The sequence below is a fragment of the Vibrio sp. T9 genome (genome assembly GCF_003123985.1).
GTDB classification, from domain to species: domain Bacteria; phylum Pseudomonadota; class Gammaproteobacteria; order Enterobacterales; family Vibrionaceae; genus Vibrio; species Vibrio diabolicus.
On record NZ_NIGY01000009.1, the window covers coordinates 155,534 to 168,641 of the forward strand.

Annotated in this window: 12 protein-coding genes; 5 read left to right on the top strand and 7 right to left on the bottom strand. The window is 41.1% G+C overall.

Annotation, left to right across the window (positions count from 1 at the left end):
• Nucleotides 1-251 precede the first annotated feature (251 nt).
• The 5 genes from CBX98_RS19290 to CBX98_RS19310 are packed head-to-tail and all read right to left on the bottom strand — an operon-like array spanning nucleotide 252 to nucleotide 8,239.
• Nucleotides 252-959 (bottom strand): SprT family zinc-dependent metalloprotease, encoded by a 708-nt coding sequence (locus tag CBX98_RS19290; RefSeq protein WP_109170013.1) that lies wholly within the window; start codon nucleotides 957-959, stop codon nucleotides 252-254.
• Entirely contained in the window at nucleotides 959-4,078 is a 3,120-nt protein-coding gene (locus CBX98_RS19295) for a type I restriction endonuclease subunit R (protein ID WP_109170014.1), read from the bottom strand. Before CBX98_RS19295 ends, CBX98_RS19290 begins: the two co-directional genes overlap by 1 nt.
• The gene (locus CBX98_RS19300; RefSeq protein ID WP_109170015.1) at nucleotides 4,071-5,225 is read right to left on the bottom strand and encodes a restriction endonuclease subunit S; all 1,155 of its coding nucleotides are present in this window, start codon (nucleotides 5,223-5,225) and stop codon (nucleotides 4,071-4,073) included. Before CBX98_RS19300 ends, CBX98_RS19295 begins: the two co-directional genes overlap by 8 nt.
• A complete protein-coding gene (locus tag CBX98_RS19305; protein WP_109170016.1) occupies nucleotides 5,222-7,960 on the bottom strand; it encodes a type I restriction-modification system subunit M in 2,739 nt (912 codons plus the stop codon). Before CBX98_RS19305 ends, CBX98_RS19300 begins: the two co-directional genes overlap by 4 nt.
• A gap of 39 nt (nucleotides 7,961-7,999) precedes the next feature.
• On the bottom strand, nucleotides 8,000-8,239 hold the full coding sequence (locus CBX98_RS19310; RefSeq protein ID WP_109170017.1) for a transcription factor: 240 nt from the start codon (nucleotides 8,237-8,239) through the stop codon (nucleotides 8,000-8,002).
• A 239-nt stretch (nucleotides 8,240-8,478) separates the two neighbouring features.
• Between CBX98_RS19310 and radC the strand changes: the two genes are divergently transcribed.
• The 3 genes from radC to CBX98_RS19325 are packed head-to-tail and all read left to right on the top strand — an operon-like array spanning nucleotide 8,479 to nucleotide 9,862.
• Entirely contained in the window at nucleotides 8,479-8,946 is a 468-nt protein-coding gene (radC, locus tag CBX98_RS19315; protein WP_109170018.1) for a DNA repair protein RadC, read from the top strand.
• Nucleotides 8,943-9,413 carry a DUF2787 family protein gene (locus CBX98_RS19320; RefSeq protein WP_109170019.1) on the top strand — a complete coding sequence of 157 codons (471 nt, stop codon included), beginning with the start codon at nucleotides 8,943-8,945 and terminating at the stop codon, nucleotides 9,411-9,413. The genes radC and CBX98_RS19320 overlap by 4 nt, the downstream gene beginning before the upstream one ends.
• Nucleotides 9,414-9,424: 11 nt before the next feature.
• On the top strand, nucleotides 9,425-9,862 hold the full coding sequence (locus CBX98_RS19325; protein WP_109170020.1) for a DUF2787 domain-containing protein: 438 nt from the start codon (nucleotides 9,425-9,427) through the stop codon (nucleotides 9,860-9,862).
• Between the two features lie 93 nt (nucleotides 9,863-9,955).
• Here CBX98_RS19325 and CBX98_RS19330 read toward each other — a convergent pair whose 3' ends face one another.
• Entirely contained in the window at nucleotides 9,956-10,186 is a 231-nt protein-coding gene (locus CBX98_RS19330; RefSeq protein ID WP_109170021.1) for an AlpA family transcriptional regulator, read from the bottom strand.
• Between the two features lie 98 nt (nucleotides 10,187-10,284).
• On the opposite strand from CBX98_RS19330, the gene CBX98_RS19335 reads away from it, so the two are divergent.
• Nucleotides 10,285-11,277, top strand: coding sequence for a GTPase (locus CBX98_RS19335; RefSeq protein ID WP_109170022.1), 993 nt, complete (start codon nucleotides 10,285-10,287; stop codon nucleotides 11,275-11,277).
• Nucleotides 11,278-11,505: 228 nt separating this feature from the next.
• Nucleotides 11,506-11,952 carry a hypothetical protein gene (locus CBX98_RS19340; RefSeq protein ID WP_109170023.1) on the top strand — a complete coding sequence of 149 codons (447 nt, stop codon included), beginning with the start codon at nucleotides 11,506-11,508 and terminating at the stop codon, nucleotides 11,950-11,952.
• A gap of 61 nt (nucleotides 11,953-12,013) precedes the next feature.
• On the opposite strand, the gene CBX98_RS19345 is transcribed toward CBX98_RS19340, so the two are convergent.
• A complete protein-coding gene (locus CBX98_RS19345) occupies nucleotides 12,014-12,658 on the bottom strand; it encodes an inovirus Gp2 family protein (protein WP_109170024.1) in 645 nt (214 codons plus the stop codon).
• Between the last annotated feature and the right edge of the window lie 450 nt (nucleotides 12,659-13,108).

Here is a 13,108-nt window from a genome sequence, read left to right on the forward strand (position 1 = left end):
CATATTCAACCATAAGCATTGATAAAATTACATAACTGAGAATAACCACACACAGGGTAAACACCTGGCCAAAACCTGAAATTTCAATCAATACTGTAAAAGAGTAAGGGCCCAAACGACTTCGTCTTAAGCGGTACAAATAAACCAAATAAAAAATGGCGATAGTCTATAGACAATCGCCATTCTTCAACAAATTAGTAGGATTTTATGACATAAAATCCAATGTTTTTTGAAGAGTTACACTGATTTATTTATACCTCTGAAGATAACGGCAATTCGTTAAGCTCCACCCGTGCTTCCCTCCAAGAAGGGTAATATTCTGAGATCAAAGAAACAAATCTTTCATTGTGGGTAGGCTCTAGTAAATGAATCATTTCATGTACTACCACATATTCAACTAGGTCTTTAGGTTTTTTCACCAATTCAGTATTAAGGCGAATGTTTCCCAATTCATGGTTACAACTACCCCATTTAGTCTTCATCTTCTGTAGGTAGTAAGCAGATACTTTTACCCCAAGCTTGGGTTCCCATTTAGCAATAAGCTGAGGGATTAGATCATGTAACAAACTCTTATGCCATTCATGAATGAGCTTTGCTCGCTTTTCCATACTACTACCTGGACGAAGATGCAAAATGATCCTTTTATGATCAAGAGTGACATACGGCTTTACGTCGTCTTCTACAATAGTCAGAAGACGATGCATCCCCCACACATAATGTGTTTCTCGCTCTATAAACTTACGAGGTGCCTCTCTGGCTTGACCTTGAAACTGCTCTTGCTGCTGCTTTATCCATCCAAGTTTTGATATTGCGTAAGCTCGAACAATGTCAAGACGGGAGTTAGTTGGTGCGACCAGAGTTACTCGACCATTAGGCGGGTGCACCGTAAGATGCACATTCTTAATATCTTTGCGAGTCACTTGAATTAGGATATCGCCCAGCGCAATGACTTCCGACATCAATAACATTCCTGCTTTTTGATAATCTCGAAGATGGCGATAGTCGCCTTCCGGTCACGTTGCATTAAAGGGAAAAGAGCATTCAATACTTGAGCTTCTCGTGCATCATCTCCTTTCCATCCAGCTGGGGCTTGCTCTCGCATTGCCTTGTTAATTTCTAATACTAAATTTGCTCTTCCTAATTCATTATCTGGACAAACGAAAGTTTCTGATTCAATGTCGTTCAAGTTGTTGTAAATAGCAATCGCACCAGCATGACCATGAAGAATAATCGGATAATCATGGTTATTTCCTTTACTTGCAAGCTTCTTCACTAATTCTTCAGCTTTACGCAGAAACTCTTCATAAGACTCAGTATCATCACGCTTCTGTTGTAGCAGCTCATCCAGAAGCTCAGACATCTCCGAGTAAAACTTAGGATCTGTCAGCTGATTACGCACAAGTATGCTACGTATATTGTTAATAACACCTTCAGCTGTTGTATTTTTAGATAGCTTGCCTTTTTGGTTCAGTTTTTTGGCAATCGCATCATGAATGCCAGTTTGAATAATGAGCTCTACAAGTGAATATTTGTCGATTTCCCCTAATGGATCTACTGGCTCAGCTTGAATGTATGTATTCAAGAGATGACGCATATCTGACTCATAAGGTTTTATATCTAACTCTTCACCGGAGTAACGTTTTATCGCTTCCCTGATGTCGGCATAGAACTCAACATCTTGATTAAGCTCTTTAGTTTGTTTTTCACTGTAGCCAATTTCTTGCAGATCCTGGGAAACCTCGGCAAAAGCGCGTACAAACTTAGTGACCGATTTATAGAATGCAATACGCAAAGGTTCGGTTTCGGTTAAAGCATCTGGATTGTTTGCATCTCCACAAAAGTAAAGAATATGCTGTTCAAGGCCGCGCGGTGCTACAACAGGTTCACACAGATACTTCAGCGTTTCTCGTGCGGCTTCGAGCTTCTTCTTACCTTCTTCGTGCCAGTTTTTGATCTGTACGTTATTCTCGATATCTCCACCGTCATCCAGGTCCAGCTCATCTGAACTGTATACAGAGATAGCATGTTGCACATCACCAAATAGCTCTTTGAAATCAACGATGTAACCATAATCTTTATCATCTCCATCCAGGCGATTGGTTCGACAGATAGCCTGAAATAAATTATGGTCGTGCAATTCATTATCTAAATAAATATAAGTACATGAAGGCGCATCGAAACCAGTCAACAGCTTACTAACCACAATTAGTAGCTTGCAATTGGCTGGCTCCTTTATAAAGCGGCGCTTAATCTCTTCTTCATATTGAGTTGTTGTTTGAGCATTATTAAGTACATACTTTGTGTAGGTATCGAATTTATAGCGCTCGTCACTGTGCGGAGGCTCACGAGAAATCTTATTGTGGTTGGGCTCATAGGATGTAATGATGCCACAGTATTGACCAAAAGTTGAATTCTGAAAGAGTCGATAATAATGGCAAGCATCGTAGATAGAAGCTGCTACTAAAATAGCAGTTCCACGATCATTATTCAGCCTTGGGCGTAAGCTAAAGTCTTCAATGATGCTGGCAATAATACGTTGTTTACGCTCTCCCGCACTCATAAGTTTTTCCAGTGTCGCCCACTTTTTTCGAATAATTGCCTTTTGATAATTATTTAAATGTTTTGTTTTCTCATCAAACCAATTATCGATAGCCTTTTGTGTTGTAAGGCGTTGCGGAACATCACGAGCTTCATATTTAAGATCCAGCACGACTTTGTCTGCCACAGCTTGGTGGAATTTATATGTATGAATATAAGTACCAAACACCTGGCGAGTTGTCTTTTTGTCTTTTCGTAACAAAGGAGTGCCAGTAAACCCGATAAATATGGCATTCTGCATCCAGCGCTTCATCTGTTTGTTCATATCGCCACCTTGTGTACGATGGCACTCATCAACAAAAACATAGAAACGTCCACTGATAGGTGGCACCTTACCTTTCAAATCAGTAGTATCAAACTTATGTATAAGCGCACATAAAAGACGTGGAGTGGATGCTTTTAGTTTCTCTTTGAATTGAGAGCGCTTTGTAATTCTTGGGGAGGGTGAATCTTCAGAAATCACACCTGCATTACGCATTACCCCGACGATTTGCTTATCAAGTTCATCTCGGTCAGTTACGATAAGAATTCGTGCGTCTGGATCAAACTCCATTAGCCACTTGGCTAACAGTACCATCAGAATGCTTTTACCACTTCCTTGAGTGTGCCAAATTACCCCACCTTCACGTTGACAAATACGGACCTGTGCTGCTTTTACCCCGAAGTACTGATGTTGCCTTGGTACTTTTTTTTGCCCCGCATCAAAGATAACAAAGTTGCGAATTAAATCGAGTAAACGGCCCTTACTGCACATCTGTGCCAAAGGCTTATCCAAATATTCTCCCGACTGGATAGCCTTATGGGCGACTTCGTCAGGTAGTTCACTATCACGATTTTCATCTTTCCACTGGACAAAAAACTTTTCAGGCGTCCCCGTGGTGCCATACTTAAGTCCTTGGGAGTCATTACCTGCCAACACCAATTGTATCGTGGTAAAGAAGTGTTGATTAAAAATGGCTTCCTGATTGGTAATCAGCTGGCGTACGCCATCAGCAATATCGACAGAGCTTCTTTTGAGTTCAATAACGGCAACCGCAATACCATTAATGTAGAGAACAAGATCAGGGCGGCGTTCATAACCGCCCTTTAACGTGACTTCTTCTGCAATGGCAAAATCGTTATCATCTGGTTTTTCCCAATCGATAAGTTTGACATCTTGGTGAGGTTGACCGGCCGCAACCTGAACCTGAATAGGATAGCGCAGTAAGTTATAGGTGCGCATGTTGGCCTGGTAGGGGGTAACCCCAGTACCGTCAGCTGCCACTTCGAGTCTTTGTAATGTTGCGGCAATTAAATCTTCAGAATAACCGCGCTTCTTCAGGTTGGCTTTTACTAATTCAGTTTCGATACTTCGGTTATTGGCGCGTTTTGACCAGTTACCGAGAAACTCATATCCTAAGTAGTCCGGACAGTTTTTGTCGCAGAAAAGGGCAATAACACGCTCTTGAGTTACACGTTCCAGATGTGGTTTATCAAACACCAATAATCTCCTTGTTGTCCAAGCGTGTTTTACCAGTCAGCAGCTCTTGCATCACACCTTGTTTTAGCTCTAAGGTTTTATTGCGGCGTTGTTCAAGAGTCTCAATTTCAGAGTCCATATCAGAAAGAATAGCTGCAATAGCGCCTTGTTCTTCTACCGTTGGAGGTATCTCAATAGGTAATTTTTTAACTAACTTAGCAGTATAACTTTGTTGCTTAGTGCCTTGACAATATTTAATAGCGAGTTCATTACCACGATACACATAGTAGTAATAGAGATACTCAACTTTCAGTTCATCAGATGGGTAAATGGCCATACATGACTGGTTTGTGGTCGCGGGCGAGCCAACAATCCCGCACGCTCCCCTTGTACCAGCCGCTTCTAAGCCAGTGATAGCCATCAAAAATGTACCTACAGGGTGAATTTTCAAATTCGTTTTAATGGTAGCTTCGTGCGATATATGCTCAATAGTGTCATATATGACGTTATAGTTAAGCTCACCACTAGTAATCCATTTCACATCACCATCATAAAATTCAGATCTACCGCGATACGGAGTAGCACCACTAGAGCAGTGATTAATGATTTCGCCCAGCTCTACTGTACGCCATTCTCCCTCAAATTCAGGTAATCGATTTTTTCCTGTAAGCAACTCCTGCATAGCCGATTGCTTAAGATCTTTTTTCTTAGTTATTAGCTCACCCAAACTTGTGATAAGGCCGTCTACATCGGATAAGACCTTAGCGATGGCCCGCTGTTCGACAACACTACTTGGTATGCTGACAATTTCTTCGTGTAAATCATTTCGATTTACACCAGGTACACCGCTTTTCCCACTAAATGATTGGAAATCAAATTGATGAAGTAAGTAGTAAATAAATTTAGGATCATTGCCCTTAAAATCACGAATAAATAACGTCGTATTTAATGGCCAAAAAGGCTCATTAATAAAAAATAACTCACCAATCGTGCCATATCGACCTGTAACAACTCCAGGAGCATCAACCATAGCCTTACAGTGATAATCAATGACACCTGCCGAACTAATGATTGGTATTTCTCCATTTTGTCGAAGCCGTTGAGGTAAGTCATACCCACGCTGGAAAGTGATTATTTCCCCAAGTGGGGCCGTTTTCCATTGGGTCATTTTACAACCCCCATGTTAGAAAGGTGCTTTTCAACGACGTCCGAGAATAGCCTTACTGTTTCAACAAGTTTTGGCAGAGGATTCGCATAACGTTGAGCTAATTGACGGATACGGATCATCAAGCGCTGTGACACATTTTCGATTTCCGCATCTATATTTTGTGTCAAAGTTGCTATCCACTTATCGTCAACGACTAAGGTTTTAATTTCATCAACAGTAAGTTTCGAATACTGGGCATATGCCTTATCGTCCAGCTCTGCCTCTAACACTTTAATTTGACTCTTAAGGCTGCTTTGCTTATCCAGTAACGCTATATACTGAATGGCGACTTGTAAATCCACTAGTTTTGCAGCGTCAGGCTGTTGTTTTAGCAGCGTTAAGTAGCCACCTTCTACTTGCTTAAGTAATGTATTAGCCTGCTTGCTTTTTTGCTTTTGTGCTTGGTCTGCAGCGAGGAAAGACTGTAGTACTTGTATTTCTTCTGCATCATAAGCGACAGATAGCTGGTCTTTAACGGCTTTTAGCGTTAATTTGCCTTTTTTATTTTTAAGAACTGATATCAAGTGATGATCAGTCAAGGTTAACAGCTCAGCCGAATGTGCTGCAGCTTGTTCTACCAAGCTGCTATAACGGCTAAAGGCCTGCTTATCATCTTCACTCCAAACGGCTGTCAAGGCAGAAATGTAAGCTTCTTGTGCATCTCCTTTGCTAGAAACATCTTTCAGCACTCCATCATCAACACCATGTTCTTCCTGTAATGCCTCTAAACTAACGGTGATTTCATCTAACTTCGCCTGCAAACTGTTAATTTCTGCCAGCTCTTTAGCAAAATAGCGCGCTACGATATAAGGTTTAGGGATAAGATCACAGGTCCACCCTTTATCCTGTATTTCACCTTTCTTTTTACCACTTTTTACTTCTTCAACAATGCGTCGAGGTTCTGCCTTCCAGCCATCAGCAGCAATGATATAACAGTCATCCTGCATACTGTTTGCCCACAGGTCCATAAGGTGCTGATAGATATCATAACAGTCTAACAGTGGAGCTCCGCGGAAAGAGCTTAATAACTCTTCAGACACCGTATCGATCAGCTCTTTAGGCTGTTCATCTTTATCGAAGTGCTTTAGCCTACTAATGTTGCTTTGAGACCAGGAAACCAGGCGAGCAGCAATAGTTTGTTTTAATGCGGTGAATTCTGTGTGATCTAAAATTGTAGACTTGATATCTGCGATTGGCATTTGGAGTTGTAAGTAACCATTACGCCCAGCACTTTCAAATAGGTTATGGCGTAGTCCTGGCATTTCCTTCCAATACGACTGTAGTGCGTCAATATCCCTTTGAGGAATACCGCCACGTAGATGACCATCAATATCCTGAATATCCTCGGAATCAGCGCTATCAATGTATCGTGGTAGATTCAGGTTGTAGTTATTCTTTTCATTGGCAATTTCTTCCAATGGTACCATTCGCGCATAACCATTAACCTTTTCGCCTTTCCGGAAAGTATCGACTATTTTGTGGATGTCTTGCTCGCGCAGGCGATTTTTATTGCCATCTTTAATAAAGCCTTTTGAAGCGTCAATAATGAAAATGCCTTTTCGTGCTGCCGCGTTCTCTTTATCAAGCACTAAAATACAGGCAGGGATACCTGTGCCGTAGAACAAGTTTACAGGTAAACCGATAATGCCTTTAAGTATCCCTGAACGAATAAGTTCTTTGCGAATCGTAGCTTCTGCATTCCCACGGAATAAAACGCCATGAGGCAAAATACACGCAGCTTTTCCTTTACTATTATTCATAGAACGAATGATATGCAGCAAATATGCGAAATCACCTTGCTTGGCAGGTGGTTCGCCCCATTCAAAACGCTGATACGGATCGTTAGATGGCGTAAGTCCAGTGCTCCACTTTTTATCCGAGAATGGAGGATTAGCGACAACATAATCGTAAGTGCGCAGTCTTTCTCCTTCCTTAAACTTCGGTGATGCTAGGGTATCGCCTGTCTGAATGTTCGCCGTCGGGAAATTATGGAGAATCATGTTCATACGTGCCAAACCGGCCGTCGTTACATCTTTTTCCTGGCCTTCCAGAGTGATGTGTTTACCTGCTTCTGCTGCAACTTTTAGCAGCAGTGAGCCTGAACCACACGTTGGGTCATAGACCGTCGTTGCTGCTACTGCGTTTTTAGGGTTGAGACCTAAAACCTTAGCAAGCACTCGGCTGACTTCGGAAGGTGTATAAAACTGTCCTTTACTTTTACCGCTGTCTTGAGCGAAATGACGCATCAAGTATTCATAGGCATCGCCCAAGATATCATCATGATCGGCTCGATTTTTAGAGAAATCGAGCTTGGGATCGTTAAAAGTATTAATCAGGTTAGTCAGACGCTCTACTTTAGCATTTCCCTCCCCAAGCTTATTAGGATCATTAAAATCAGGGAAATCACTTCTTGCAAGTCGTGCGTTAGCATTAATGAGAGACTGGATGATTTGGGTATTAATTTTATCACCGATATCATCTTTACCACGAAGTGCTAACATATCTTTAAAACTAGCTCCTTTAGGTATTATTACCGGTGGAGCAAAGTCATCTGAATCTGCATACTTGTCACTGATGTACTTAATAAACAGCATGAAAAGGACGTAGTCTTTATACTGGCTGGCGTCCATTCCTCCACGCAGCTCGTCACAGCTTGCCCAGAGAGAAGAATATAGTTCTGTTTTTTTAATGGCCATAAGGGCTTCCGTTAATACGTCTTCTGTTTTTCAATTTTGTTAGAGCTGGTTGGTATCAAGCCCAGCAGCTTTCAGCCGTTTAGTGAGGTTTCGCATCTTGCTGAACTCCGTACCAAAGCTCTGGCGAAGACCTACCTCATCGCAAAACTCTTTAGCGGTGATGTGCTTAAGTTCATCGGCATATTTGATCATCTGTAAGTGCAGTTCTGCGGTGTATTGGTTGCGCGGAGCTTCTTTAAGAGCCAGCTTGATGCAATCGTAGATTTTTTGCTCGTTCAAGGCATCTTACTCAGATTGAGATTAGAAAATTTAGCTAAATTAGCTAAGTGGCTTAAGGGTTGCAAGTGTAATGTAGTAATTCGTTCGACAAGCATAGGACAAAAGACTCAAAATCAAACAATCAGAACACTAACGTTACTCCTATAAGCTGTAGCCAGCTTAACACCATTCCCATAAATAAATTCAGATATATATCACCTTCATGCATACCCTAATCAATTCATTTCTAGGAGCTCACTATGCATAAAAACAACTACTTTTTTGAAGGTCCTGTGACAGCAGACAGGGTGCTCGACGCGGCCGCAGAAATCCTTGCAGCACGCGGCTTCAGAGGTGATCAATATTGTAATCCGAATGCGACAAAAGACTTCTTGTCTTGCAAATTAGGTAGCTATGAGCGAGAGGTTTTTGCAGTAATGTTACTAGACAATCAACACCATATGCTGGACTTCAAAGAGCTGTTTTGGGGTACGATTGATTCAGCCAGTGTTTACCCTAGAGAAGTCGTCAAAGCCGTATTAAATGCCAACGCCGCAGCCGTAATTTTTACTCATAATCACCCTTCCGGTGATGCCGAACCTTCACAGGCAGATCGACAGATCACGAAACGCTTACAAGATGCACTCGCTCTGATTGATGTTCGCGTTTTAGATCATATTGTTGTGGGAAAAGAGCCGATTTCATTTGCTGAGCGGGGGTATCTATGACCCCTCAATTACTCCAGCCACCACATCTAATAATTGCACCAGAACTTTCTTCAGTGCTTACACGCCAACTTAATCGCGCCGACCATATAACCACCAAGCTTGCTATTATCTTCAATCACCAAGACTATTTTCATACCCGTTTGGGGCCTCATCCATCAGAAATTCAACTGGAACGAAAACCGAAAGACAATCTCTGGCACTTATGCTTAATCGCAAGCTTTGCTTATGAAGAGCCGACATCAAGCAACCTTGATGTTGAGCTGTTATTCGACAGTATCAAGAGGCAATTCTACCAACCTGATATTGGCTACTGTGAGATAGAGCAACCAAAAGTCCAACTGCTCTTTCAAGCCTGGCAAAGCGCTTTCCTTTCTCATCTCAATAACCATCAATTCGATGAAATCAACCTCACCATCATGAAGTACCACATAGACACCACAGATAACGCACTTTGTATTAAACCGTAAGGAGATAATCCATGGCCGCTATAAATCCAGTTATTGAGTTCACCCCCTGCGCCCTATCCGTTTCAGAAAAGCTACATACACTGATTACTCAAGAGCTAACTAAAGAAGGAACAGCCACCAGCTCACACATTACCTTGAATTTTAGAGATTCAAGCTATAGTGCTGAGAATGGTGGCTTTCATCCTGTCGAGATCGGTCTACAAAGGAACGGCGATGGTCATTTTGATATTCTCTATATCACCGATTTTGCCTTTATGGGTAACTATTATCCTGAGCTGGAACGTAGTCTGGATTTCGACTTTGGCAATCAAGTCGCGTTTACCGTTGCAACCGGTTGGCAAAGCATCCAGTCACCCGGTATAGATGACCTATACCAATTGTGGGAGCGTAACTTTATCAGTTATGTGAACATGGGAGCCTTTGATGAAGTACAAATAAGTCCTCAGTAACTCCCGTCAATCATTCCTTTCTTGATAATTTGCAACAACTCCTCTTATCTCACTAAGACACTTGCTCACCAATCCAGATTCCTGACAGAAAGACTAGCAAACAATACTGTCTGAGCTAGATGAACTCGCATAACCTGATTGCTGTTCATCGCGCTCAGCAATTCTCTCTAAAATCCACTCCTGCACTTCACTCTCAACCCATGCAACAGCTCGCTCGCCTAACGAAACCGATTTAGGGAAGCGACCAACAGCCATTAATTTGTACACGCTTGCACGGCTAACACCAGTCATCTCAGTTACTTCTTTTTGTCGAATTAGTTTCATTTTTCATTCCTCATGAGTTCTTCTTCATAAGGGAGTCGCTATCTGTAATTTTTACGCACTCAATTCCAAAGCCATACATTCCCCCTAAGGAAAACCACATGAACCAGCATGACAACCTATTACACATCATCGCTCAAGCCGTTGAACAGGCCTCCCTGAGTAACCAAGCACGCACAGTACTGCTGCGTAACCTGGATCACCTCAAAAACACACAACTCAACCTATTAATCACTGGTGCTACAGGAGCTGGTAAAAGCAGCACGATTAACGCTTTGTTCGATATGTCGATGGCTAAAGTAGGAACCGGATGCGATCCTCAAACATCAGTAATCTCAAATTACACTTTGAACAACATGGTGCTTTGGGACAGTCCCGGATTAGGCGATGGGATAAAACAAGATCGCCAACATGCATCCGCGATTAAGCACAAATTACAGGAGACGAACTTAGCAGGCGATCTAGTGATTGATTTGGTTCTCGTCATTATCGATGGCAGTACAAGAGATTTAGGGACGGCAACCAAACTCATTAATGATGTGGTTATTCCTAATCTTGGCCAACACCCAGAACAACGGTTACTTGTTGCCATTAATCAAGCCGACGTAGCACTCAAAGGGCCTCATGCTTGGGATCACCAGCACAACCGCCCCACACCACAAGCTGAACGCTTTCTTGATGAAAAGGTGTCATCAGTACAAGCGCGCATCAAAGAAGCCACAGGCGTCAATATTGCCCCTATCTATTACGTTGCTGGCTATACCGATGGCCAAGAGAAACAGCGTCCATACAACCTCTCCAAGTTACTGTTTTTAATTGTTGAACATTTACCAAAAAATAAAAGAGTAATCCTCGCAGATAGGACCCTATCGACGGAGAAAACCCATTGGTGCGATGACGATAAGCATATCGACTACAACAACAAAACACGCGAGAGTTTTTGGGAAGCAATCGTTGATTCCACAACCAAAGGTGCAGATATCGGTGAAGAAGTAGGCATGCTGTTCGGCACTGCTGGTGAAAAAGTAGGGAGATTTGTCGGCGGCATGGTTGGTGCTCTATCTGGAGGGCTAAAGTACCTATTTGGCTTCTGAAGGTTAAAGCAATGCTAGTTATTCACATTGACATCTAATGCGCACTAAGGCTTATACAGTGCGCCTATGCCCACCATGTCACACATACCATTCCCAATATTTCCATAGCCCAACAATCGATGTCGGTACGACACAAGTTAACACATGGATTTGTACTATCGATGCCATAAATGATAAACGGCGCTCGACAATCATTGTTATTTAAAATCAGATAAATAGGACATACACATGCGAAAATTCATCATGGCCTCTGCTGCTCTCCTGTTATTCACAAATACAGCAAATGCGGAAGGTTTTAAAGTCGAATTCAAAGACATCAATACGCAATGGGGTACAAAGACAAAGTTATTTATTACTTCATTGTTCGATTCCACAACAATCTACAAAGTTGATGTTAACCGCGGTAACTGTCAACTTGCTTGGCCTGAGATGCCAAAAATAAGTACCCGTAAAAATAAATACAATCAATCCGACGAGTTACTTAAGAACTTAAGTAATCCTCATTACAAAAAGACACAGGTAAAGTCGAAGTTCAATGGTGTTGTTTGGCACGCTTATGAACCGGTAGGGTTACAATATGGCCAATCTACAGGGTATGTTACGACCACCAAATGTCGAGTCCATGAAATCGTTATATCATCCAGCAATGGGGTTTATCGATATATATCAAATTAAAGGAATAAAAAGGAAAGGCCGGACTGACCTTTCTTTTTTCTTCGAATCGGATATGCCGAAGTTATCTCCTACTACTGCCAAAATTTTTCAGTCCACATTGAAATATCTTTGTCTCAACCTTAGCCAAATAACTCAATCTTTGAAAGCAATCATTATACTGCCCAATAAAAAACATACTATTTTTATCTACCCAGTAGCCACAGTGTTTAGGAAAGTGAACACATCCAACAATCTCATGAAATGACAAACCTAATGAACTAGCCCAAGCTTGTCTTATCATTGCTGATAGGTTTCCTTCATGAGCACTTAGTTCTCCATGAACAAAATACACATCCTTATTTAAAAATATGGCAACATGATAATGTGGATTGTCCGAGGTGTCTTGCTCTTTAGCCCATACATATCTTAGATGACACATTCCTTTCTTATTTTTTCTATTCAAGTCAGCATCCATCTTTGCTTTTATTGACTCAATGAATTTCGATATATGGTCAGAATCAAACGTAAAGCATCCCTGAGGAAAACGTAAGTCAAACCTTAATACATACACTCTAGAATACTCTTCTAGAGTCTTATCAAATACAGATTTTATCTTTTCTAAATATGGTTCAGATAAAGGGCCAGAATTCGTTAGCACTGGAATATTTTTATAATACTCATCCTCAAACAATGATAGATTGGTATTAGTGAATAGTCTTTTATGCATGTTAACCTCTATAGTTAGTTTCTCTTCATAGAGGTATCTACTACTGTAATTTTTAATTAGTTAAACTTACCTAACCTATAATTAGTAGATCTATATATTAGTAGATCTATATATTAGTAGATCTATATATAATTAGTAGATCTATATATAATTAGTAGATCTATATATTAGTAGATCTATATATTACTATACCAATCACATTACGTTACGAGTGAACAGTCCAGAGTTATATATCTACTGCCTTCTACTATCTCAACACCAACCACTCCACTCCGGAAAAAAATCACGCTGTAACATTTATCGTCTTACTTACAAGCCAATAAGAAAACCAAGAGATTTTTCCATTAAGAAAGCCTACACACCAGTCATTCATTGAAAAACAACACTTAAACCTTACATTTTTTACTCTATTTTTCTACAGTAATCACATACAAAAACTATCAATTTACT